The sequence below is a fragment of the Anoxybacillus andreesenii genome, from assembly GCF_030813005.1.
GTDB classification, from domain to species: Bacteria; Bacillota; Bacilli; order Bacillales; family Cytobacillaceae; genus Robertmurraya; species Robertmurraya andreesenii.
In genome coordinates this window covers 12,998-36,753 of record NZ_JAUSTU010000020.1, presented here as the reverse complement: position 1 = coordinate 36,753, position 23,756 = coordinate 12,998, and the positions used below count along the sequence as shown (strand labels likewise).

Genomic DNA, 23,756 nt, shown 5'->3' with positions numbered 1-23,756 from the left:
AGACAGTACCTCTTTACACTTCTTCTTTTCCTGCAGAGGCCTGATTCACTCTAAGTACACGAATTTGGACAGCTGCATTTTGATAGTGGATAACATCTTCAGCGTCCTTAATCGACAGGGCTACCTTCACCCTTGGAGCTCCTTCCTCCTGCTCCTCTAGCTGCACAACAGGAACATTTTCGAGAATACGCTTCGTTTCCAATTTGTCTGCCTCATCCTTCGAGACGATGACAATATCGACTCGATCCCCTTCAGCCACCTGCTGGTCAATCAAGACGATTTCGGTCGCATTTAACCAAACAACCCTTTCATTCGGAGGGATGTCGAGCTTTTTTCGAACAAGGGAATTTGTTAGGAGCTCTCCCTCATTGAGATTCACTACGCTGATCGCTTCCTCAAGCTCTTTCTCACTCGTAATAAAAGATTCATAGGCACTTGTAGCAGGAAGCTCCACCCATGTCACATCAGATTCCCCAATTTCATGGTAGGATTTGATGTTTTTTGAGGCTGCAGCGACTTGAACAGTCTTCCCAAGCTTCTCCTGTGCTTCATTAATTTGTACAAGGATAAGTCCTGCCGTCACGACGGCTAATAAAAAGGATATGGTTAAGAAAATAATGGCTTTTCGCTTAGCATCGATCATTCAATCGCTCACTCCGTTATCATTCTATCGGGCTGTTTTGATGCTGCCCTTCAATAAAATTGCCGTGTTAGTTTACAGTGTTAATATTTAGCCTTATACGTGTGCGTGAACGGGTTTTATTCGGTACGAATAACTTAGTGACCGTACACGCACACGTATTAGGCGGTATATAAGATTGCTACAAAATATTACAGAGCCACAAAATCAATATTGAGGGATAAAAATATCTGTCCAATCCGAACAAACTGGAAGACTATGTTTCTGTAATTCAAAATATTTCACTGAACGATGATCGGGGAAAATCGGTTTTCTAGAAGCTATGTAAATTTCTGCTGACGGGAGATGGACAAATTGTTCAAGCAAATCCTGCTTCCTCCCAGAAACAATTTTAGTCTGTCTTCGACTATCAAATACATGGAATTGCTTATGTTTAAATTTCTTTAATAATAGATAGCCAGATTGATATTTTGGGTCATTGGTGATCGTGAATTTTTTCGTTGGATGATGATTGGAATAATACAATTCTTCAAATAGCATCTCTTTTAATTTTTCCAAAAAATAGATAGTAAACGCTCGATTTTCTGCTCCATTGAGGAGAAAGAGCTTTCGCTTCGGATAGGCCCAGGTTCGAATTCTTTTGAGCAACCCTTCATCAAGCATAAAAGAATCGTATACATAGAGAATTTCCTCATATTGCTCTAGGAGCTGAATCATTTCCTCAAGCTCAGACTCTTTGTTCCTTTTTGCTACAGTAAGCTTCTTGGCGATGACCCCACCTTTATGCTTTTGTACCATCTCTGGTAGGGATGAATCATTTTTCAGCTTTGCCTTTCTTATCACGGCCTCTTCCAGAACTTCATTCGGTAATCCTAATGATTCGTCAACAATGACCTGCATGGTGTACCTCCTTTCACTAACTGCTGCTGATAATGGATAGCAACTCTTCGTGCTTTTTATTCTTTTTTTCATTGGCCTTTTCAATCAGGGTCTCCTTGAACTGTTGCAAAGCCTCGTATCGTTGCTCGATAAGAAGGTCAATGGCGTCATTCTCTTCTTCGGTGATTTTTTCCTGTGTATAGAGTTCATATGATGCATCAGTCAGCAAGCGGCTCTCTCGGTCGTAAACATCGGTAAAACGAGAGCCTAAATCATTGATTTCCCTCGAAATCTCTGCGACACGAAAATTGACCTTCGTGCTTAAGGTTGCCTTTTCAAAGTTTTTCTCAAAGCCTTTTCTTGCATCCTCAAGTAATTGGGTAATAGTATTGTCTAAATCCATATTGGAATTTACGGTGAAATATTCACCATTCCCTGCTTCGGCTGTTTCCCTCAGTTGTCTTTGTCCCGCATCATCCACATTAAATCCAATGATGTTAACTTTGATGTTGAGATCAGATTCTGCTAGCTTGCGAGCTTCCTCAACTGGATTGCCACCACAGGTTTCAATTCCGTCACTCACAATAAATAAAATATTTTCTGTATTCTCTGATGCTGTTGCCTTCAAATCTTCATATGCCTGATTGATGGAGGCGGCGAGAGGGGTCCAACCACTTGGCTTGAATTTCCCAAGAGCTTCTGTAAATGCCCCTTCATTATATGTACTTGTTTGATACATCACTTCGGTACTCGAACAGGAGAGCGATTTGTCGCTATCGCTTCCAGTTCCTTTATGGCCATAGACTCGTAACGACATGAGGCTTTCCATGGGTAAGCCTGAGGCGTATTTCCTCAATGCGCTTTTGGCGAGGTCCATCTTTATGCCCCCTGGAACATGACCAGCCATGCTTCCACTTGCATCCAAATGGATCGCAATATTCTTCTGCTTCTTTTCCTGATTTTTGGATATATCCAATTCTCCAAAATCAGGCTCAAAGTCACGCAATGGCTCATAAGCTGCTTGATAACTTTGCGCAAACCAATGAACAAGACCATTGAAAATTTCCTGTGGACTCATTCCTTTTGTCTCAAACTCTTTCATGAACCCTGCTAGCTGCTCCTTCGTAAGACTTCCTTTTTCAGCCTCACCTATTTTAATTCCAGCCTGCTGCAGGACTATTTCCTCTGGGTTAATAGCGGCTTCTGGATATTCTACCTTTGCCTCCTCCTGCTTCATCGTCTCTTTTGCTTCATTTTTCTCTTTTTTCGTTTCTTCATTATTTGAACAGGCTCCTACAAATAGAAGGGCTGCGAAAATGAAGAGGTAGCGAATCCATTTCAAGTTCGTATCTCTCCTTTGCCAAGTTACATGTCTCTTTTTTACCCTAAATTTTCCTGAAACTCCTATATATTTACTACCATTCGTTCACATTTTCGTCAAATTTACGTTTAGTATAGTGAATACTGTACTAATAAAATGGGCCTAACATTAGTCTGATATCAAAATATTTTTGAGGAATAAAGGCGGAGACAAGACTAGGAGAATGGTATAGGAGATTTTTTTCAATAGAGGGTTTTTTTGTAATTTTAGGTTCCTTATATTACAAATGTTAAAATTTGTAGTTCTTTTATATGATTTTTTTGTGGATGTGAATCCGTTAGACTGTGGTCTCGAAATGGAATAGACCTCATTGAATGATTTATAATGAAAAAGAATTAGATTTCTCTAATGCCGATAGAGCAAAAGATAGAGAGGGAGCAAATTCTTTACGTTGCGCAAATAAAGGAGAAGGATTTATGAATAGATTTGAACCGCTGCGGGAAAAACTAGGCCTTTTTTGGAGGAGGCTGCATTTAACACAGATTCTCTTATTGCTAGGATTATCTATGATCCTATTTACGATTATTTATTTTGCGATTCTAGCAAGCCAGGCAAATGTGGAATCATTGAAGGCTGGGTTAAGCCAATCAACCGTCATCTATGATCGGAATGGAGAGGTAGCCACCGAGATTCAGACAAACCGAACCTCCGGAGTGGAGGTAGATGAAATTCCTCAGCATGTACGAAATGCCGTGGTGGCGATTGAGGATCACCGCTTTTATGAGCATAATGGCTTTGACTTGAAGGGAATCTCACGGGCCTTTTTTAAAAATCTCTTTGCTGGCAGAATTACAGGCGGTGGCAGCACCATTACACAGCAGCTTGCTAAGAACGCCCTTTTATCGCCAGAAAAAACGTACAAGCGAAAGATCGAGGAGCTGTTTCTTGCCGTTGAATTAGAAAAGAAATATGAAAAAGATGAGATTTTGCAAATGTATTTGAACCAGGTCTATTTTGGCAGTGGGGCCTGGGGGATCGATCAAGCAGCAAAGAAGTATTTTAACAAAAGTATTAAGGATGTCACGATTAGCGAGGGAGCGCTGTTGGCGGGCTTGCTGCAGTCTCCATCGGCCCGGGACCCCTATAAGCATTTGGACCGAGCGATTGAACGAAGAAATGTCGTGCTATCAAGAATGAAGGAAAATGGCATGATCAATGAGGAGGAATTTGCGGTCGCGAAGAAGGAAGAGGTTCACTTGAAGGATGGGGGCGGCAATTTTATTAAAAGAGATCACCCTTACTATGTCGATGCTGTTTTGGATGAGGCCATCCATCAATATGGCCTAACCCAGGAGGAAATTCTGACGAGAGGCTATCAGATCTATACGAATATGGATCAGGGGATCCAAACCTCCATGGAAAAGGTCTATGAGAAGGACTCCATTTTTCCAAAAGGACGCGGTGGAGAAATTGTCCAGAGTGGTTCTGTCATCCTTGATGCAAAGACGGGTGGAGTGCTTGGATTAGTTGGCGGTCGCGGCGATTATGTGTTCCGCGGGTTTAACCGAGCGACGCATTTGAAGGCACAGCCCGGCTCGACAATGAAGCCCTTAGCTGTTTACACACCTGCTCTTGAAGAGGGCTATGCGATCACCTCCATTTTGAAGGATGAAAAAAAATCATATGGCTCTTATACACCGACAAATCCAGATGGGGTGTATAAAGGAGAAGTTCCGATGTACAAAGCGGTGGAGGACTCATTGAATGCACCGACAGTTTGGCTTCTAAATGAAATTGGCTTGGAGAAAGGATTGGATGCTCTGAAGCGATTTGGGATCCCTTTGACGGACAAGGACCATTATTTAGGAATTGCACTCGGTGGGATGCATAAAGGAATCTCGCCACTGAAGCTTGCCGAGGCCTATTCGACATTTGCCAATGACGGGAAACGTCCCGATGGACATTTGATTGAGAAAATTGTCGGACCGACGGGAAATATTATTGCAGAACATAAGAGTGAGACGACAAAAGTAACGTCGAAAACAGTGGCCAAAGAGATTAACTCGATGCTTCTCAATGTCGTGGAATCTGGAACAGGGACAGCTGCCCAAATCTCAGGCGTCGAAATTGCGGGCAAGACTGGTTCGACCCAGCTTCCTTACAAGGATATTAATGGCTCCAAGGACCAATGGTTTGTCGGCTATACCCCGAATGTCGTTGGCGCCGTCTGGCTTGGCTATGACCAAACCGACCGGGAGCATTACTTGTCGAACAGCAGTTCGAAGAATGTCGTACCAGTCTTTCGTGCGCTCATGGAGCCAGCACTTTCCTATGTTGATGCAGGGGAATTTGAAGTAAACTCCGTCAATACACGCCTAGCGGGCGGGAGCACCGAGAAAGAGAAAAAGAACGAAAGCGAAATTGGCGAAACCATCAAGAAAAAAACCGACGAGATCAAAGAAGTCATCAAGGAAGAAAGCCCCAAATGGAAGCAAGCCTTAGAAGAATTCAAAAACAACGCCATCTGGCTCGGCAACTACATCAAAGAAAAAATCGGCCAGTAAATTGGTACGTAAATTGGTACCAGGTACCGCCGGTGGACATTTCGGTCATTTGTCCACGAATGGTACCTGGTACCGTCCATGGACAAAATGCTGAATTTGTCTTTCTGGGGTGGACAGTGAGTGGTACCAGGTACCGAAAAATACCGAAAAATAGGCGAAAAAACTGCCGGGAGTGCTTGCACCCGGCAGTTTTTTTATTTTGTGATGTAGCGAAGAGCGGTTTGGAGCTGGAGGTCATTCTTTTCCTTTTTAATTTCAGCTAGGATGGCTTTTTCTAGTGCGGAAGCGGTGTTTTTATCGATTCTGCCGCTCACGGTTAGGCCTTGATGGTTTTGGAAGGCCTTCACTGCCGTCTCCGTCGCACCATCAAAATACCCATCTACTCTGCCGGGTGCGAATCCAAGTCCCTCAAGAATTTGCTGAGCATTTTGCACCTGCTCACTATTCATATCCTTCTTCAAAGCCTCCTCGATTTGCAAAGGATGGGTATCAAAAATATCGGGCTGCTTGACCTCAATATCTGGCTTAATTCCTTCCTTATGAATCCAATTACCCTCCGGAGTCAGCCATTTATAGATGGTCAGCTTAATATTGCTTCCATCTCCCATTTCAAAAGGCTGCTGTACCGTCCCTTTGCCAAATGTCCTTGTACCAATCAGTTTATAGCCTTCCGCCTCTTGTAAGGCTCCCGCCAATATTTCCGAGGCAGAAGCACTTCCATTATCAATCAAGACGACAATCGGATAAGGCTTTCCTTTTTCCAGCGGAGAAATAAAACGAATCTTCTCGCCATTGCGCTTCTCAATTTGATAAATCGGCTTATCCTTCGTGACAAATTCCTTCAAAATCTTTTCCACACTGCTCAAAAGCCCACCCGGGTTCCCGCGCACATCAATAATCAGGCCATCGATTCCTTTTTTCTCCATCCCAGTGAGATGCTCATGAAATTCTTTAGCCGTTTCCTTTGAAAAAGAAGTGACTTCAAGATAGCCAATATTTTTTCCACTTTGCTTTTTTATGTCACCATAAACCGTGATTTGTGGAATTTCATCTCTTTTGACCTCGATCACAAGTGGCTTGCTTAATCCATTTCTTTCAATTTCAATCTTTACCGTTGTCCCTTTTTCCCCACGTATTTTCAAGGTAGCTTCGTATAGATCGAGTCCTTCGATACTTTCTCCATCCACAGATAAAATCCGGTCATTCGGCTTTAAGCCAGCCTTTTCTGCAGGTGAGTCTTTAAAAGGGGCAACGATGACCACCTTTCCATCCACCATGCTGACCTCTGCACCAATCCCCTCGAAGGAGGAATCTAACGTTTCGTCAAATTGCTTCACCATTTCCGGATCCATATAGACGGAATACTGGTCACCTAACGTATCTAGCATTCCTTTTATCGCCCCCTCAATGAGGGTCTCCTCTTCTACATCCTCTACGTATTGATTCAAAATTAGTTCATAAGCCTTCCCAAATTTATCAAAATGTTCAAGGCTTCCTTTTATCTGTTCAGGCCCTTCTTCCTTCTCCTCGAGCCCTGATTGCTGCTCTTCTCCGGCTCCCTTCCCTTCTAGCAGCCAATAGGTTCCGAAAGCCCCGACAAACAAGGACCCTGCCATCAAAAGAGCGATCCATCTACGTTTCATCCTCTACCTCCTGTCTCTTTATCTCGCAAAACTTGAAAATATGAACTTGTCCTTTCACTATATGATAAAAATAATCGAGTTATGATTTTGCGAAAGACCCTAAACAACAAAAAAGCGGGAGAAACAATGTTTCCCCCGCTGTTGTCTTACAATGGAACGATTCCCACTGGGTTGATCGCATTTGGTTGACCCGCTTGCCATGGTCCTTTATGTAACTCAAAATGCAAATGCTGGCCATAGGAACGTCCGGTATTTCCCATTACTCCAATTTGTTGACCCTTGGAAACAACCTGTCCCTCACTTGCAAGGCGGCTGCTCATATGCGCATAGACAGTTGTATAGATTTGCCCATTTAAAGAATGGGAGATAAAGATACAGTTCCCATAGGAAGAGGAATAATAGGAACGAATCACGACGCCATCAGCCGCAGCAACAATTGGCACATGACCGCTCGCTGCGATATCCACACCCTTGTGATTTCCTAAGGAGCGCGTTCCAAATCCAGAGGAAAGATAGCCTGCTGCTGGTTTCGTAAAAAATCCGCTTGATACCGGTGGTGCAGAACCCGTCGAACCAGAAGCACCGCTATGACTTGCGGCTTTTTTCTTAGCCGCTTCCGCTTGCCGTTTTTGCTCGAGCTCAATCGCTTTTTGCATCGCCTTTTTCTGTGATGCTAACAGAGCCTCTTGCTCCTCAAGCTCTAGCATTTCTGCATGCATGTCCTCCTCTTGCTTCTTTAAGGTAGTCATGACCTTTTCCTTTTCCACCTTTTGAGAGGCCAGCTTCTTTTTCATTGATTCCAAATCAGCCTGCATCTTTTGAAGACTTGCAAGCGTATCTTCCATTTCCTTTTGCTTGCGCTCAAGCTCTTCCTTATCTGCTTTCTGTTCGCGAAGAATTTCCTGATCGGCTTCCACAAAGACGGCTACTGCACTCATTCGATCAATAAAATCAGAAAAACTCTTCGCACCAAGTAAAACATCAAAATAAGTCACTCGGCCATTTTCCTGAAAGGAGCGAGCACGATCCTTTAAGAGTTCATTTCTCTTCTCAATTCTTGCAGTGAGAACAGCGATTTCCTCTTGTAGCTTCTTCATGTTTGCTTCCGTTTCTTTAATCTCTACTTCCTTTTCTTGAATTTTTGCTTCAGTATCTTCCACAGCCAGATCAATTCGCTTGATTTCTTTGTCTAGACTTTGTTGCTCGCTTTTCACCTGATCAATTTTCTCACTTTTTTCATCTATCTTTGAATTGACCTCTGTTTGCTTTTGGTGAATCTCATTCTTCTTTTCTTTTAAACTATTAAGCTTTGAATTAGCGAGGGCACGTTCTGAAGGGAAACCTGTTGCCAAACTACCTAATCCGACGACAGCTGCAATGGATACCGTGACTAGTGTTTTCTTCAATCCCGATTTCTCCTTTCTATTAATAGCTCTTTTCTCAAATATTGTCATTCCAGAACCACAATCTGCACGAAAAAAGCTCTATTATTCTGTACTATGTAGAAGGGATCCCGAGAGCTAACCTCAGAGATCCCCCAATCCTTAAATCTTCAAGAATTTCCTTACCGACATCATACTTCCCCAAATTCCAATCGCCGCTCCAAGTAAGATTAGGATTCCTGCCACCTGAAACATAAATGGGTTGAACTCTAGTAAATGAATGAAATGTCCTTGTAGCTTCCCTGAAATATAATCATAGGAATATTCATAGATAACGCTGATTAACACAATCGGCACAACAGAGCCTAGCACCCCAAGCATTAATCCCTCCAAGAAGAAAGGCCAACGAATAAAGGCATTCGTAGCACCAACCAGTTTCATAATTTCAATTTCTTTTCTCCGCGCCACGATGGTAATCTTGATTGTATTGGAAATCAAGAACATCGCCGTAAATAACAAGCCAACAATAAGGACCAGTCCAACATTTCGACTTGATTTGATAAAAGCGAACAGCTTATCGACGTCTTCTTGTCCAAATTTCACTTTATAGGCAAACTCAAATTTCTCAATTTTCTTCGCAACCTGCTCAAGCTGCTCTGGTTGCTTTGTTTTGACAACGAAGACATCATAAAGCGGGTTATCCTGCTCAAAAAGCTTGAAGGCTTCTCCCTCGTCGCCGAGACTATCAATCAGATTCTTTAATTCATTCTCTTTTGGTGAAAAAACAATCGATTCCACCTCAGGAATTTGTTCAATTTTCTTCTTTAAGGCAGCTTGATCCTGTTTTGTTGCTGCAATATCAATATGCACACGGATTCTGACATCCTCTTCAATATCCGTTGCCACCTTATTAAGGTTCATCATGATCACAAAGAATACGCCTACGAGCATAAGGGTGACCGTGACCGCACTAACAGAGGCAAATGTCATCCAGCCGTTACGGGCAAGATTTTTCAAACTTTCTTTCATATGGCGGCGCAGCGTTCTAGCTTTCATATCCGTAATCACCTCGCTGCTCATCCCGAATAATTTGTCCATTCTCAATCGCAATGACGCGATGGCGAATAGTATTAACAATTTCTTTGTTATGAGTGGCCATCACAATCGTCGTGCCGCGGGTATTAATTTCCTCAAAAATTTTCATAATTTCCCATGAGGTCTCCGGATCGAGATTTCCTGTCGGCTCATCGGCAATCATCACCTTCGGGGAATTGACAATTGAACGCGCAATCGAGACCCTTTGCTGCTCTCCACCGGAAAGCTCAGAAGGGAGCATTCTGACTTTATGCTTCAAATTGACAAGATCTAACGTTTCCATCACACGTTTTTTGATTTGCTTTGGCTGTTCTTCAATTACCTCAAGGGCAAAAGCAACATTTTCATACACGGTTAACGTCGGGAGCAATTTGAAATCCTGAAACACAACCCCCAAATTTCGACGTAAATGGGGAACCTTATTTTCCTTTAATTTTGCTAAATTGACACCATTAATCATAATCGTGCCGCGGGTCGGTTTTTCCTCCCGGTACATCATTTTGATAAAAGTGGATTTTCCCGCTCCACTCGGACCTACGACATAAACAAACTCACCCTGCTTAATTCGAACGTCAATCCCGTTCGCAGCGACAACACCATTCGGATACTTTTTATATACATCTTCCATTTCGATCATCTATATCACCTTTGGGTTCTTTCTATTTTTGTAGAAATCTATCAAAAAAAATATTGCTAGTTATCCAAGCGAACATAGCCTATCGTAAAAATGATTCTCATTCATAGCCAAATTAATTATAACATCATATTTTGTCGAGTTTCGTTTAAAAAATATTACATTTTCTTTTCATCGTGGAAATAATTCTATTTTTTGACAAGGATGGAGTATTTTCTACCTATGTTAAAAATACAACATATCTTTTTGAACTCCTTCTTTTTTGGGAAAATTGTCAAATATGGAAGGAGAATGTAGAAAGAGGGAATAGATGAAAAAACGTTCTGCTATGGAAACAGAACGTTGTCGATTTATTTTGGATATCTTAGAAGAAAAATGCTTTTATTTTTTTGCAGCAAGCCACTCGGCTACCGCTTCAGCTTCCTCACCTTGTAATTGACGACCTGGCATCGTGCCTTGACCATCTTTGATAACCTTTTCAATTTCTTCCTTTGTCATCGTTGCTCCAATTGCCGATAGCTCAGGTACATTTCCACGACCGTCATCTAAATTGACTCCATGACACATCGAGCATTTTTGCTGATATTTCTTTTCTGGATCTACACTTGCAGTCGTATCTTCATTTTTTGAGTTTTTATCAGTAGCTTCTTCTCCTCCGCCACTACATGCTGCCAAAATTAAAGCTGAACCCATTATCAATGCTAGAAGCTTTTTTCTCAAGCTAGACTCCTCCTTAAACTAAGTAAATCTAACTACATTATACAAAGAGCGATGGATCAAAGGCTTTTATATTTTTATCAATTTAGTGAATTTATTCTCTTTTTATAATATTTATTATCTAATAGGTATTAAAAAAACGTTCGGCCATAGAGGAGCCAGAACGTTTGATTTATCTATCTTATTTCTTTGCAGCTAACCAATCAGCAAGTGATTGTGCCTCATCATCTGATACATTTTGTGCTGGCATATTGCCTTTTCCATCAAGAATCACTGTCTTAATTTCGTCTGCAGACAAGGTACCGCCGATAGCTGTTAGATCAGGTCCCACTCCACCTTTTAAATCGCCGCCATGGCAAGCACTACAGCCTTTGCTGTTATATAGCTCTTCACCATTTGCGCTTGCGGTATCTCCGCCTTTGTTGCCGCCCTTATCCTTCGCATCATCATCTCCGCCACCACAAGCAGCTAATACTAAAGAAGTACCCATTAATAATGCAAGAAGCTTCTTTTTCAATTGAACTCCTCCTCAGGAAAATAGTACATATACGGCTATATTATACCAATTCTATGCCCTTTTGAAACCCTCTCCTAGTACCTCTGCTGCATCCATAACAACAACAAATGCTGTCGGATCAATGCTTTTGACCAATTGTTTCAATTTTGTGAACTCCGTTTGATCTACGACACACATGAGGATTGGACGTTCATAATCAGTATAACCACCATATGCTGATAGTTTTGTCACACCTCTATCAATTTTATTCAAAATTCCTTCACGAACTTCTGATTGTTTATTGGTAATGATCATCACCATTTTGGATCGACCGAGACCAATCTGCACCAGATCAATGGTTTTACTCGTGACATAAAGTCCGATCAAAGCATAAAGTCCTCTTTCAATATCAAAGACAATAGCAGCAGTTAAGACAATTAACCCATCAATAATCGCCACACAGGTTCCAAGCGACAACCCTGTATATTTATTGATGATTTGGGCGGCCAAATCCGTGCCTCCTGTGGATGCCTTCCCTCGAAACACAATGCCAAGCCCCAGTCCAATTCCGATCCCACCAAAAAGAGAAGCGAGTAAAGGATCATGTGTCCAAGGATCAAGCTCTTTTGTAAGAAACACCACAAATGGTAGAAACACCGTACCAACCAGCGTCTTGATGCCAAATTGCCTTCCTAATAATAAGACGCCAGCGATAAAAAGCGGAATGTTAAAAGCCCACTGCACATAGGCCGGTTCCCATCCAAATACTGCAGCTGTGATGGTACTAATCCCGCTCACACCCCCAGATGCGACACGATTCGGCAAGAGGAACACATTGAACACCAACGCAATGATGGCTGAACCAAGCAATATGTAAAAATATTCTAAGCTTTTTTCAATAACAGGATTAAATGTATGTCCGCGCCTACGGTTGCTCATAGCCTGTCTCCTTTACCTTATGATAACTCATTATCTTCTTAATCATGTAAAACCCCTATTCCGACAGTGAGTATACCACGGGCTTACACCCATGTAAACGCCAGCAGGCTACCGTTTTAAAGGAGTAAATTCACTTGTTCCTTTTGGTACCTGGTACCGCCGGTGGACATTTTCCCTTAAATGTCCACGTGGAGTGGACACTTTATTCATAAAAAAACCTTCACAATGCCGGGATAGTTGAGGGGATTTTCCTCAAGTCCCTTTGCGTGAAGGTTTGTAATCATTAGGATAGGCTTAGTTTAGAGCGTAAATAAGCATTTATGAAGATATCCAAGTCCCCATCCATAACCGCTTGGACGTTTCCACTTTCAGTATTGGTTCGGTGGTCCTTTACCATGGAATAGGGATGGAACACGTAGGAACGGATTTGGCTACCCCAGCCAATTTCCTTTTGTTCCCCGCGAATTTCTGCAAGCTCCTGCTCCTGCTCTTCAATTTTCTTTTGATAGAGCTTCGCTTTAAGCATTTTCATTGCAGCCTCGCGGTTCTTAATTTGCGAACGCTCATTTTGACATTGAACAACGATTCCGGTTGGCAGGTGAGTGATACGCACTGCGGAATCGGTTGTGTTGATATGCTGCCCACCAGCTCCTGTCGAGCGGTAGGTATCAATCTTTAAATCATCACTGCGAATTTCAATTTCAATTTCTTCATTCATTTCCGGCATCACTTCACAGGAAACGAAGGAAGTATGACGGCGTCCTGACGAATCAAATGGGGAAATCCGAACGAGTCGATGAACTCCTTTTTCTGCCTTCAAATAGCCATATGCATTATGACCTTTTATTGAAAGGGTGACACTCTTAATCCCCGCTTCATCTCCAGGAAGATAATCCAGCGTCTCCACCTTAAAGCCCTTCTTCTCGGCCCAACGTGTATACATGCGCAGAAGCATCGAGCCCCAATCCTGTGACTCGGTTCCGCCTGCCCCCGGGTGTAGCTCTAAAATGGCATTATTTTTATCATAAGGCTCGCTTAGAAGAAGCTGAAGTTCGTATTCATTCATTCGCTTCACTAAGTCTTCAAGCTCTTCCTCAAGCTCGGCCTGAAGCTCGGCATCGCTTTCTTCCTTTACAAGCTCATAGGTTAATTCAAGATTCTCAAAGGTTTCATTCAAATCATGAAACTCATTCACCTGGTCCTTTAGCCCATTTGCCTCACTAATGACGGCCTGAGCACTCTGTTGATCATTCCAGAAATCAGGCTGGAGCATCTCATCCTCCAGCTCAGCAATGCGCGCCTCCTTGTTCTCTAAGTCAAAGAGACCCCCTAAAGTCCGCTAGTTTTTTAGCTGTAGTCTCTAACTCATGTCGAATTTCTGCTAATTCCATTTGCTTCACCTCTGTATATTTTCTTATATAAATTGTTGTTGGTTAATAATAAGGTAAAAATTATAGGTCATGCTTGAAATATGATGGTAAGAATAGTATTTCCTTGGTATTGACGGGATGTTTTTGTCTGGTCGAGTGTGAATGAAGACAAGCTTACCGGTGTTTGTTGATACTTGTCTTTATTTGAGCACGTATGATGACAAGTTCTCCTTGGAAACGTTGAGTCCTGTCGTCATTAGACGCGTATGACGTCAACTTTACATTGGTTACATTGTATTCTGTCGTCATTGAGCCCGTATAACGTCAACTTCCCATCGGTTGCATTGTATTCTGTCGTCATTGAGCCCGTATAACGTCAACTTCCCATCGGTTGCATTGTGTTCTGTCGTCATTGAGCCCCTATGACGACAACTTCACATTGGCTACATCGATTCCTGTCGTCATTGGGTCCCTCTGAAGACTTGTTCACCTGGTCGTCACCATTCGTAGTCCTCAGTGCGTCCTCCCTCAAGACAAATCCACATGTTTTACCCTAACCAACACTCACCAATACACGTACTTCAACCCCAAAGCCATTTTCGAGGAAAGATATTTTCGTACGGATTGTGGCTTTATTGCCAGCCATTCCGCTTCATACTAGACATATGCCACGTATAGAGTAAATCAGCACTTTTCTCTGTTATTTTAATAAATAGACTGCATAAACAAGGTTTAAACAAAAGCAACAATGCTTGAGAAAAGAGCCTCGAGGAAAAAAAGAGTCGGTTCCCCGACCCCAATTTCTTCTATGATGTGCGACCACAGCAGTTTTTGTATTTTTTTCCACTTCCGCAAATACATGGATCATTACGGCCGACATTGATGGCTTTGACGATTGGCTTTTTCTTTACCTTTTCGCCATCTTCCTTTGGATTGACGGCCTGACCCTTTGCGACTTCCTCACGCTCTAGGTTATTGCGGATTTCCGCCTTCATGACGTACTTCGCGGCATCATCCTCAATGGCTGCAATCATTTCTTCAAACATCGCAAAGCCCTCGTGGTTGTACTCACGCAATGGATCGATTTGTCCGTAAGCACGGAGATGGATTCCCTGACGAAGCTGATCCATCGCATCGATATGGTCAATCCACTTGGAATCAACCGCACGGAGTAAGACAACCTTTTCAAATTCACGCATTTGCTCCTCAGCAAGCTGCGCTTCTTTTTCTTCATAGCGCTCTTTCACCTTTTCAAAAATCAACTCGGTGATTTCCTCTGGTACCTTGCCGCGAAGCTCTTCAACCGTGACATCGCCTTCGTGTAAAAGATTACCATTTACATAGTCAATTAAACCTTGTAAATTCCACTTCTCTGGCTCTTCATTAGCAGGCGTAAAGGCCTCCACGTGACGGCTCAAAGAGCTCAAAATCATATTCTGGAGAATTTCTCGTAAATTATCAGATTCAAGCACTTCATTACGCTGCTTGTAAATAATTTCACGCTGCTGGCGCAATACGTCATCATAGGATAGCAATTGTTTACGAGCATCAAAGTTATTTCCTTCTACCCGTTTTTGCGCAGATTCAACCGCCTTGGAAACCATTTTACTTTGGATTGGTTGAGAATCATCCATTCCAAGTTTCGTCATCATGGCCTTCATATTGTCTGAGCCGAAGCGACGCATTAATTCATCTTCCATCGATAGATAGAATTGCGTAACCCCTGGGTCCCCTTGACGACCAGAACGTCCACGAAGCTGGTTATCGATCCGTCGGCTTTCATGTCTTTCCGTACCAATAACCGCCAAGCCACCAAGCTCCTTCACACCCTCACCAAGCTTGATATCTGTACCACGACCAGCCATGTTGGTGGCAATTGTAACAGAACCCTTTTCTCCGGCAGATGCAATGATTTCGGCTTCACGTCCATGGTTTTTCGCATTTAAGACATTGTGATGGATGCCTTTTTTCGTCAAATACTTTGAAATCAGCTCAGATGTTTCAATCGCAACCGTACCAACTAGCACCGGCTGGCCCTTTTTATGGCGTTCAGCGATATCCTCGACGACCGCGCGGAACTTGCCATCCATAGTCGCATAGATTAAGTCGGCACGATCATCACGAGTAATCGGCCTATTCGTCGGAATCACGATAACATTCATATTATAAATATTGCGGAATTCTTCTTCCTCTGTCTTCGCAGTACCCGTCATCCCCGCAAGCTTATTGTACATACGGAAATAGTTCTGGAACGTAATCGATGCGAGGGTCATGCTTTCATTTTGAATTTCAAGACCTTCCTTCGCCTCAATGGCCTGGTGAAGTCCATCGCTATAGCGACGCCCCTTCATCAAACGTCCAGTAAACTGGTCAACAATGACAATTTCCCCATCCTGCACGACGTAATCAACATCGATATGCATGCTCGCATGGGCCTTTAACGCCTGATTGATATGATGGTTGAGGGAAACATGACGGATATCAAAAAGGTTCTCAATCCCAAAAGCCTTCTCTGCCTTGGAGATCCCGTCCTCTGTTAATTGAACTCCCTTCGTTTTCTCATCATACGTATAATCCGTTTCTTTTTTCAAGGTACGAACAAATGCATTCGCCTGAATATAGAGAGCGGTTGACTTCTGAGCTGACCCAGAAATAATGAGCGGTGTACGAGCCTCATCAATTAAAATGGAGTCAACCTCGTCAATAATCGCAAAATTAAGCGGGCGCTGAACCTTTTGCTCCTTGTAGAGCACCATGTTATCACGCAGGTAGTCGAAGCCAAGCTCGTTATTTGTGCTGTACGTAATATCGCAGGCATAGGCCGCTTGCTTCTCTTCCTTCGAAAGCCCATTGGAATTCAAACCCACGGTTAAGCCTAAAAATTCGTAAAGCTGACCCATTTCCGTTGCGTCACGGGAAGCAAGGTATTCGTTCACGGTAACAACGTGTACCCCTTTTCCAGAAAGAGCGTTCAGGTATACTGGCATCGTCGCCGTTAACGTTTTTCCTTCCCCTGTCTTCATCTCCGCAATATTCCCTTCATGAAGGGCTGCCCCCCCCATGAGCTGGACAGGATATGGATAAAGTCCAAGCACACGCTTGGCCGCCTCACGAACAACCGCAAATGCTTCTACTAAAAGATCGTCCAAGGATTCGCCCTTATGATGACGTTCCTTAAATTCAACTGTCTTCATGCGCAGCTGCTCATCCGTTAAAGCAGCTGTTTTACTGGCAAGTGCGTCAATTTGTTCACTTAATTTCGTCAAACGCTTTAGATCACGTTTGGTTGGATCGAAAACTTTATTTAACATTCCAAGCATTGAATACGCTCCTTTTAAATAAGGCTTTATAATCTGCTAGTGGAGAAGCCTCTCGCTACTCCGCTCTCCAACTAGGCCAAAACAATAGCATTTTTCTCAAACATTGTTCCATTTGAACAATTAATTGATCACTAAATCTTTATTTCATACAGCCAACTCTTAAAACAGAGGAGAAAAGTGCTGGGGGATCTTATGCGTGGCACTTACTCTGTATGAAACAGAATGGTCGGTATGAGGACCATTCTATGACCATAATCCGTGGAAGATTTGCCAAAACAAAAAAGAAAGGCGAAATCCTCTCTCTCATTTTGTATTCTAAATAGAGAATTTTTCTCTGTAATCTTGCTGTCTTATCTTTGCTGAAATCAAGTTTATTCCTTATCATATTACCACTTCCAAAGAGGAGTGACAACTTTTGTAAAGGGCCCTTTATCACAAAAAGACTGACTAAAAAGCCAGCCTTTTCATCTATTAGAATAGATATCCATCGTCATCGTCCTCTTCGTCATCCCAGTCATCATCGGGAAAACCAAAGGATCCTAACTCCAAATCCTCTATGATTTGCTCTAGATACATGCCCTTTAACTCCATAAGCTCTTCATATAAATCAAATTCCATATCTCTAATAGCCGTACCCAAAGTAGAGGGAGAGATTCCATATAGATTTGCGATCTCTTTTTTTGTTAGATCGAGCATTGGATTAGCCTTCAGGTTCAAATAATGAACGGCTGCTGCATAGGTTTCTGGCTTTTTAATCAGCTTTAGATCCTTTTCACAGTATTTAAACCAAAGAAGAAGTCCTGTGGCAATGAGCGTATCAGGAGCAGATCCCTCTTTCATTTTTTCTTCAAAAAGAACCGCTATTTCCCTGTGAGCATCGTTCTTCCAGTCAATGCTACCCGATCCATAATCAAGCATCGCATACGGTAAGGTGTTCATCAAATCAAGAAACTGCTCCTGTAAGAACTCTATGGGGTTGTCATAGGTCGTACGTCCGAATTCCTTCCTTAGGAAAAGCTCCTCCTTCTCGTTATCCTCTCCTTCCATGTCAAAAATGGTAGGGAATACGATCCACTCCGTACCAAATGGAACAAGAATGGCAAATAAGAAGGCGTTAGCTGTTACGTCATATTCTTCTAACAGCTTGATTTGGTGGACTTCATTGGTAAATGCATCCCTCACTGCCATAGTATCCGAAGTGATTCCAACCACTCTTCCCGCAATCGGTCTAGGGTTTGTCCATGTTTGAAGAATCTCTTTTACCTTCGGCCGCTGAATCATTCTGCTTTTTTCTTCAATAAAATGCTGTAGAATTGTTTTTCCATGATCGACGGGGACAAAGGATGTGAACCAGAGGGTGTGCACAAACAAATAATACTCCATTTCGTCTTCATCCTCGACTAAAAGGCGGTCAATCCTCCCAGAAAAATCATCATCTAGCTCAATCTCAAATCTCTCCATCGCATAATGGAGCACCTGCGCCTGTATGTCCATGATTTCTTTTTCGATAATGGAAGTGATTGATACCGTCTTCTGAAGCCCGCAGCATTTCTTGTATTTCTTCCCGCTTCCGCATGGACATGGCTCATTGCGGCTCACCTTCGTTTGCATCATTGGTTTCTCCTCTTTTCTATCTATCAGTCTATTTTTTCGTTACATTTTTGAATGTTAAAAAAGGTCCCTTTTACTACCAGTCTAAACATTTTCTCAAAAAAATAAAACAGCTATCTATGAAAATTAGACAACTGTTGTTATTTTTCATCAATTTGTGATAACTTGGTGGCTTAGGACAGGACCACTGCCCCGTAAACGAGCGCTCCAGCGATCACATAAGCTGGGTGAACCTTCATTTTTTCCATGAGAATATAGCTTCCTACCCCGAGAAAGAGAGTTTGCCAGATCCCTACACCCTCATAGGCAGAAAAGAAAAAATCATAGGTCATAACGCCAAGCAACACAGCAATAACCGGGCGAATCAGCGTCGTCATCCGTTTGACCCGCGGAGAATCCTTGTGTTTCATGAGGATCCCCAACAAGCCAAGCATTAAAATGAGCGAAGGGCCAACGGTTGCAAAAATAGCGACAGTAGCACCAAGAAACCCGGCCTGTTGAAAGCCGATATAACCTGCCATCTTGGTGGCGATCGGACCTGGCAAGGCATTGGCCAGCGCCAGCACCTCACTAAATTCGTTAACGGTCAGCCAGCCGTAGCGATCCACAACCTCGTTTTCGATGAGAGGGATTGAAGCGGGTCCTCCACCATACCCGAGGATTCCAGGGATGAAAAATGCCAAAAATATTTTCCAATAAATCATGATACTTGCTTCTCCCCTTTTTCACCAGCAGAATCCTTTTTCACTAAGGCTGCGACAAGTAAGACGATAATAATAATGGCAGGATGAATATGAAGGAATTGTAACAGAATGGTACTGACAAAGATAAAAATAAAGGTCCATTTCCAGCCAAGCTGCGATTTGGACGATTTTTTCACAAAATCCCAGGTTAGGGTTCCGAGTAACACCATGACAACCGGTATAACCGCTGTTGCCATCCCATGCACCCAAGGTTGATCCCGGTATGCATTCAATACGTTTAATAGAAGAATCATCAGCAGGATCGTTGGAACCATCGTTGCCACGAGGGCATTGATCATGCCGAGCACACCGCCAACACGATACCCGATATACCCCGCCATTTTCGTATTAATTGGACCTGGCAGGGCATTGGCAAGTGCTAAGATATCACCAAATTCATCTGTATCCATCCATTTAAATGTATCTACGACTTCCTTATGAACGAGGGGAATCGCAGACGGTCCGCCGCCATAACCTAATATCCCCGAGCGAAAAAAGGCTATAAAAATATCGAGCTGTTTCATCGTCCCGTCACCTTTCCCTTCTCAGTATATTGTTGTAAATATGGAGTCCATTTACACCCGACCCTCTCCATGACAAAGAAAGTGGTATACCTAATATACCACTCTTCATGGATGATAACACCATTCTGTTTCCTTTACGGTCATCGGGTCAACGGTGCACGCTTTTGCTCTCAATTAACAACTTGTACTTACATTACCAAACAGCAATTGACCCATCAGTGCGTGCTTCCGTACCACCGATAAGGACACCTGTATCCGGATCACGCCAAATAATTTGTCCACGTCCAAATCCACCAGTGTCGACCGACATTTCCACTTGATGCCCTTTGCGAGCAAGCGCTTGTGCAAGATGATTTGGGAAATGAGGCTCAACTTGAATTTTCTTTTCACCAACCCATTGCCACCTCGGAGCATCTAGGGCAGCCTGGGGATTGAGGTGGAAATCGATGGTATTCATGATGACCTGCATATGTCCCTGCGGCTGCATGTATCCACCCATCACGCCAAATGGCCCAATTGCCTCGCTTCCCTTTGTAAGAAATCCCGGAATGATCGTATGATATGTTTTTTTGCCTGGTTGTAGCGCATTGTGGTGCTCCGGATCAAGGAAGAAATCCCGCCCCCTATTTTGCAAAGCAATTCCGGTACCAGGTACCACAAGTCCTGAACCAAAGCCCATGTAATTGCTCTGGATAAAGGAAACCATGTTGCCCTCCCCGTCAGCCGTTGCAAGATAGACCGTGCCCCCGCTTGGCGGCTGATATGGGTTCGGAAGGATTGCCTCTTCCGTAATTTCATTTCTTCGACTCACAGCATAAGCTTCTGATAGTAATTCATCAACCGTCAATTTCATTTCCTTCAGGTCCGTGATAAAAGCTTTTCCGTCTGTGAAAGCAAGCTTCATCGCCTCAATTTGCTTGTGGTAGGTGTCAACGAAATCTCTCGTGTGGAAGTCATAGCCCTGAACAATATTTAATGCCAAAAGGGCTACTAGACCTTGACCGTTCGGCGGAATCTCCCATACATCATACCCGCGGTAGTTAACCTTAATCGGCTGAACCCATTCGGCTTTATAATCGGCAAGGTCCTCCTTCGTGAGGAACCCATTATATTTTTTCGAAAAAGCATCGATTTTCTCAGCAAGTTCTCCCCGATAAAAACTTTCCCCATTTGTTTCCGCAATGGAACGAAGGGTTGCTGCATGACCTTCCGACTTCCAAACTTCGCCGACCTTTGGCGCCCTTCCATGTGGTGCAAAGATATCAAACCAATGTTGGAATTCTTCCCCCGTTAAAAGTTCCTTAAATCTTTTATAAGCAATTCCCCAATAGCGCCCTAGGATCGGCGTAAGCGGAAAACCGTTTTCTGCATAATCGATCGCTGGCTGAAGGACCTCTTTTAAAGATAGCTTACCAAATCTTTTCGATAATTCTGCCCACGCAGACGGTGCTCCTGGAACGGTGACAGGGAGCCAGCCGTAGGTCGGCATCTCATCAAAGCCCCTTTCCTTCACCGCATCAATACTAATAGACTTCGGTGCAGGACCGCTTCCGTTCAAACCATGGAGCTCGCCCTTTGTCCAAACAAGCGCAAAGGCGTCTCCCCCGATGCCATTTGAGGTTGGTTCCACGACGGTTAACATGGCAGCCGTCGCAATCGCTGCATCAATGGCATTGCCGCCTTTTTTTAGAATATCGAGTCCAGCCTGGGCTGCCAGCGGCTGAGATGTGGCTACCATTCCTCTTTTAGCAAAGACCGCCGTCCGCTGAGATGGATATGGATAATATTGAAAATCAAGATTCACCTTGTTTGCCTCCTTAATTTAGAGGCCCTTTTCTCAAGCTATGTAGGGATTTTCAGAAATATCATGATTTTGGGCGTATTCTTGAGAAGGGGTCCTGCTGTTATGGTTTTATTGTGATTTGTGTGAATAGGTTTAAAATTCATATATTCATATTTTAATATAATGTGAAGGATTGTACAATTTTTGTTTTTTGGGGGATGGATTAATATTTCTGTTGAAGCTGTTTTAAATGGGGTTACGGGTTAGTAGATTCACTTAGTTCTCCAGAACAAATAAAAACCGCAGCCACGAAAAAGGTGACTGCGGTTCGTTGTCCATTTTTACTGCGCTTCGATTAAGCCATAGCGGCCATCCTTACGCTTATAAACAACGTTCGTTAAGTTTGTTTCAGCGTTTGTGAAAACGTAGAAATTATGACCAAGCATGTTCATTTGAAGAATCGCTTCCTCGCTGTCCATCGGCTTCAAGTCAAAGCTCTTTTGACGAACAACCTCGAGCTCATGCTCTTCTTCAATCGTTGGTGCGCTGCTGTCCTCGAAAGTTGTAAATACTGTATTCACATGACCTTTTTCACGGGACTTGCGGTTCACCTTTGTTTTGTACTTGCGGATTTGACGCTCTAATTTATCGGTAATTAAATCAATCGCTGCATACATATCCTCATGAACTTCCTCTGCACGCAATACAAGATTTGGCATTGGAATCGTAACTTCTACCTTAGATTTCTTGTCATTGTAAATTCGTAAATTCACATGCACATTTGCTTCAGGAGTTTCTGTAAAATATCTTTCCAGTTTACTAATTTTCTTTTCGACATACTCTCTAATTGCTGGAGTTACCTCAATGTTTTCTCCTCGTACGTTAAAATTCATAAGTGAACTCCTCCTTTTCCTATAATCCAATAACGTATACATCTTTTGCACCCAGTAGGAGTTTGCTCTGGGTAGCAAAGGATTTATACAGAACCTTAAAATAAGGCTATGTATACTATTTCTATTTTAACCCATAAAACTCCTGCTAAAACAGTGAAAAACCTAATAAAAATTTGTCGAATTCGTGAAAGAGAGCAATCCGGTTGGTACCAGGTACTTTTTTGAACTATGGTTCAAAAAGGTACCTGGTACCGAGTAATAAAACTATAGGTTTTCTATTTCTTCTTTGCTTAACTCCGTAAGCTTTGTAATTACATCGATAGAGTATCCTTCCTGCAACATTTTCCGGGCGACTTCCTTCTGTCCAAGAATCATTCCTTTTGCTTCGCCTTCTTTGATGCCTTCTTCTCTTCCTTCTTCCTTCCCAATTCTTTTGTAGTATTTTGCAAAGGATGTATCCTCTAAGGATAATGACATTTCTGTTCCCTCCTTTTCAATCATTGGGGTGATTTCATAGACTAATGCTTCTGTTTCCTCTTCTTGTAACTCGATAACATGGTCAATGAATATGAATAATCTTTCGATTTTCTTACGGTCTAAGCTCGTATTTTTTAGCAGTAACCTCATCAGTCTCCTTTTATATGGATACTTCAAATTTTCTTGTTTTTTTCCTCGCAACACATACAATCCTGCCAAAATGACAAGAGAAAAAGGATTATTTGATTGTAGTAGTTCAGCTTCATCCTGTTCCAATATTTTGTAGGCTTGATACTTATAGATTAATTCTGTACCAAAAAAGTGATAATTATAGATGTTTGGTTTGAAGGTTGAGGAATCATCGGTGAAAAGGGCGATGGCGAATAGCTTTTGATTAAACTTATCAAGTGCTCGATAAAAATATTGAAACATGCGCATTGGAAAATCGGGATCTCTGTCTCCTTGGACCTCTATATGAACAAGTATCCACTGTTCCTGTCCATTTTTCAACTTTAATCCAATAAGTTTGTCTGCTCTGCGGTTCTTAGATTTGGAGGATGGAAAAAGTTTTTGCAGTTCTTGCTCTCTGGACTGCGGTGGTTGAGAAAAATCAGCTATCTCATACAAATCTGGGGCAAAAAATAAGAGGAATTCTTCAAAAAGCTCAGAGATAATTTCTTTCCATAAACGATCATAGTCTGGCAAGGGGTGCCAACTCCTTTCTT

At 42.7% G+C, this 23,756-nt stretch carries 19 protein-coding genes; 1 reads left to right on the top strand and 18 read right to left on the bottom strand.

Annotated elements, in window-relative coordinates:
- Positions 1–13: 13 nt before the first annotated feature.
- The 3 genes from J2S07_RS16970 to J2S07_RS16960 form a co-directional block, all read right to left on the bottom strand.
- Positions 14–643: an SAF domain-containing protein gene (locus tag J2S07_RS16970; RefSeq protein WP_307151595.1), complete on the bottom strand. Its 630-nt coding sequence runs from the start codon at positions 641–643 to the stop codon at positions 14–16.
- 204 nt (positions 644–847) lie between these two features.
- Entirely contained in the window at positions 848–1,540 is a 693-nt protein-coding gene (locus J2S07_RS16965; RefSeq protein ID WP_307151594.1) for a hypothetical protein, read from the bottom strand.
- Between the two features lie 16 nt (positions 1,541–1,556).
- Positions 1,557–2,861, bottom strand: coding sequence for a vWA domain-containing protein (locus tag J2S07_RS16960; protein ID WP_307151593.1), 1,305 nt, complete (start codon positions 2,859–2,861; stop codon positions 1,557–1,559).
- Positions 2,862–3,316: 455 nt separating this feature from the next.
- Between J2S07_RS16960 and J2S07_RS16955 the strand changes: the two genes are divergently transcribed.
- Complete coding sequence (locus J2S07_RS16955; RefSeq protein ID WP_307151592.1) at positions 3,317–5,404, top strand: transglycosylase domain-containing protein; 2,088 nt, start codon at positions 3,317–3,319, stop codon at positions 5,402–5,404.
- Between the two features lie 194 nt (positions 5,405–5,598).
- On the opposite strand, the gene J2S07_RS16950 is transcribed toward J2S07_RS16955, so the two are convergent.
- The 15 genes from J2S07_RS16950 to J2S07_RS16880 form a co-directional block, all read right to left on the bottom strand.
- Complete coding sequence (locus J2S07_RS16950) at positions 5,599–7,047, bottom strand: S41 family peptidase (RefSeq protein ID WP_307151591.1); 1,449 nt, start codon at positions 7,045–7,047, stop codon at positions 5,599–5,601.
- 146 nt (positions 7,048–7,193) lie between these two features.
- Complete coding sequence (locus J2S07_RS16945; protein WP_307151590.1) at positions 7,194–8,453, bottom strand: murein hydrolase activator EnvC family protein; 1,260 nt, start codon at positions 8,451–8,453, stop codon at positions 7,194–7,196.
- A 138-nt stretch (positions 8,454–8,591) separates the two neighbouring features.
- Positions 8,592–9,485: a permease-like cell division protein FtsX gene (gene ftsX / locus J2S07_RS16940; RefSeq protein WP_307151589.1), complete on the bottom strand. Its 894-nt coding sequence runs from the start codon at positions 9,483–9,485 to the stop codon at positions 8,592–8,594.
- A complete protein-coding gene (gene ftsE, locus J2S07_RS16935) occupies positions 9,475–10,161 on the bottom strand; it encodes a cell division ATP-binding protein FtsE (protein ID WP_307151588.1) in 687 nt (228 codons plus the stop codon). The genes ftsX and ftsE overlap by 11 nt, the downstream gene beginning before the upstream one ends.
- 378 nt (positions 10,162–10,539) lie before the next feature.
- Positions 10,540–10,878 (bottom strand): cytochrome c551, encoded by a 339-nt coding sequence (gene cccB, locus J2S07_RS16930; protein ID WP_307151587.1) that lies wholly within the window; start codon positions 10,876–10,878, stop codon positions 10,540–10,542.
- A gap of 178 nt (positions 10,879–11,056) precedes the next feature.
- Complete coding sequence (gene cccB / locus J2S07_RS16925; RefSeq protein ID WP_307151586.1) at positions 11,057–11,392, bottom strand: cytochrome c551; 336 nt, start codon at positions 11,390–11,392, stop codon at positions 11,057–11,059.
- A 51-nt stretch (positions 11,393–11,443) separates the two neighbouring features.
- Positions 11,444–12,310 (bottom strand): YitT family protein, encoded by an 867-nt coding sequence (locus J2S07_RS16920; RefSeq protein ID WP_307151585.1) that lies wholly within the window; start codon positions 12,308–12,310, stop codon positions 11,444–11,446.
- Between the two features lie 283 nt (positions 12,311–12,593).
- Positions 12,594–13,701, bottom strand: a protein-coding gene (gene prfB, locus J2S07_RS16915) for a peptide chain release factor 2 (RefSeq protein ID WP_307151584.1) whose coding sequence is annotated in 2 segments (ribosomal slippage) — positions 12,594–13,628 and positions 13,630–13,701 — 1,107 coding nt in all. Because the reading frame shifts where the segments join, the coding sequence is not laid out codon by codon here.
- A gap of 785 nt (positions 13,702–14,486) precedes the next feature.
- The gene (gene secA / locus J2S07_RS16910; protein ID WP_307151583.1) at positions 14,487–17,000 is read right to left on the bottom strand and encodes a preprotein translocase subunit SecA; all 2,514 of its coding nucleotides are present in this window, start codon (positions 16,998–17,000) and stop codon (positions 14,487–14,489) included.
- 471 nt (positions 17,001–17,471) lie between these two features.
- On the bottom strand, positions 17,472–18,611 hold the full coding sequence (locus J2S07_RS16905) for a YecA family protein (protein WP_307151582.1): 1,140 nt from the start codon (positions 18,609–18,611) through the stop codon (positions 17,472–17,474).
- A gap of 173 nt (positions 18,612–18,784) precedes the next feature.
- Positions 18,785–19,315, bottom strand: a complete 531-nt coding sequence (locus J2S07_RS16900; RefSeq protein ID WP_307151581.1) for a chromate transporter — start codon at positions 19,313–19,315, stop codon at positions 18,785–18,787.
- Entirely contained in the window at positions 19,312–19,878 is a 567-nt protein-coding gene (locus tag J2S07_RS16895) for a chromate transporter (protein WP_307151580.1), read from the bottom strand. Before J2S07_RS16895 ends, J2S07_RS16900 begins: the two co-directional genes overlap by 4 nt.
- A gap of 193 nt (positions 19,879–20,071) precedes the next feature.
- Positions 20,072–21,616 carry a gamma-glutamyltransferase family protein gene (locus J2S07_RS16890; RefSeq protein ID WP_307151615.1) on the bottom strand — a complete coding sequence of 515 codons (1,545 nt, stop codon included), beginning with the start codon at positions 21,614–21,616 and terminating at the stop codon, positions 20,072–20,074.
- 386 nt (positions 21,617–22,002) lie between these two features.
- A complete protein-coding gene (hpf, locus tag J2S07_RS16885) occupies positions 22,003–22,554 on the bottom strand; it encodes a ribosome hibernation-promoting factor, HPF/YfiA family (RefSeq protein ID WP_307151579.1) in 552 nt (183 codons plus the stop codon).
- A gap of 264 nt (positions 22,555–22,818) precedes the next feature.
- Complete coding sequence (locus tag J2S07_RS16880) at positions 22,819–23,736, bottom strand: Rpn family recombination-promoting nuclease/putative transposase (protein WP_307151578.1); 918 nt, start codon at positions 23,734–23,736, stop codon at positions 22,819–22,821.
- Between the last annotated feature and the right edge of the window lie 20 nt (positions 23,737–23,756).

What these genes read in the sequence shown, in the direction of transcription:
- J2S07_RS16970 (WP_307151595.1), bottom strand. Translation starts at nt 643, where the DNA reads ATGATCGATGCTAAGCGAAAAGCCATTATTTTCTTAACCATATCCTTT.
- J2S07_RS16965 (WP_307151594.1), bottom strand. Translation starts at nt 1,540, where the DNA reads ATGCAGGTCATTGTTGACGAATCATTAGGATTACCGAATGAAGTTCTG.
- J2S07_RS16955 (WP_307151592.1), top strand. Translation starts at nt 3,317, where the DNA reads ATGAATAGATTTGAACCGCTGCGGGAAAAACTAGGCCTTTTTTGGAGG.
- J2S07_RS16950 (WP_307151591.1), bottom strand. Translation starts at nt 7,047, where the DNA reads ATGAAACGTAGATGGATCGCTCTTTTGATGGCAGGGTCCTTGTTTGTC.
- ftsX (WP_307151589.1), bottom strand. Translation starts at nt 9,485, where the DNA reads ATGAAAGCTAGAACGCTGCGCCGCCATATGAAAGAAAGTTTGAAAAAT.
- ftsE (WP_307151588.1), bottom strand. Translation starts at nt 10,161, where the DNA reads ATGATCGAAATGGAAGATGTATATAAAAAGTATCCGAATGGTGTTGTC.
- J2S07_RS16920 (WP_307151585.1), bottom strand. Translation starts at nt 12,310, where the DNA reads ATGAGCAACCGTAGGCGCGGACATACATTTAATCCTGTTATTGAAAAA.
- secA (WP_307151583.1), bottom strand. Translation starts at nt 17,000, where the DNA reads ATGCTTGGAATGTTAAATAAAGTTTTCGATCCAACCAAACGTGATCTA.
- J2S07_RS16905 (WP_307151582.1), bottom strand. Translation starts at nt 18,611, where the DNA reads ATGCAAACGAAGGTGAGCCGCAATGAGCCATGTCCATGCGGAAGCGGG.
- J2S07_RS16900 (WP_307151581.1), bottom strand. Translation starts at nt 19,315, where the DNA reads ATGATTTATTGGAAAATATTTTTGGCATTTTTCATCCCTGGAATCCTC.
- J2S07_RS16895 (WP_307151580.1), bottom strand. Translation starts at nt 19,878, where the DNA reads ATGAAACAGCTCGATATTTTTATAGCCTTTTTTCGCTCGGGGATATTA.
- J2S07_RS16890 (WP_307151615.1), bottom strand. Translation starts at nt 21,616, where the DNA reads ATGGTAGCCACATCTCAGCCGCTGGCAGCCCAGGCTGGACTCGATATT.
- hpf (WP_307151579.1), bottom strand. Translation starts at nt 22,554, where the DNA reads ATGAATTTTAACGTACGAGGAGAAAACATTGAGGTAACTCCAGCAATT.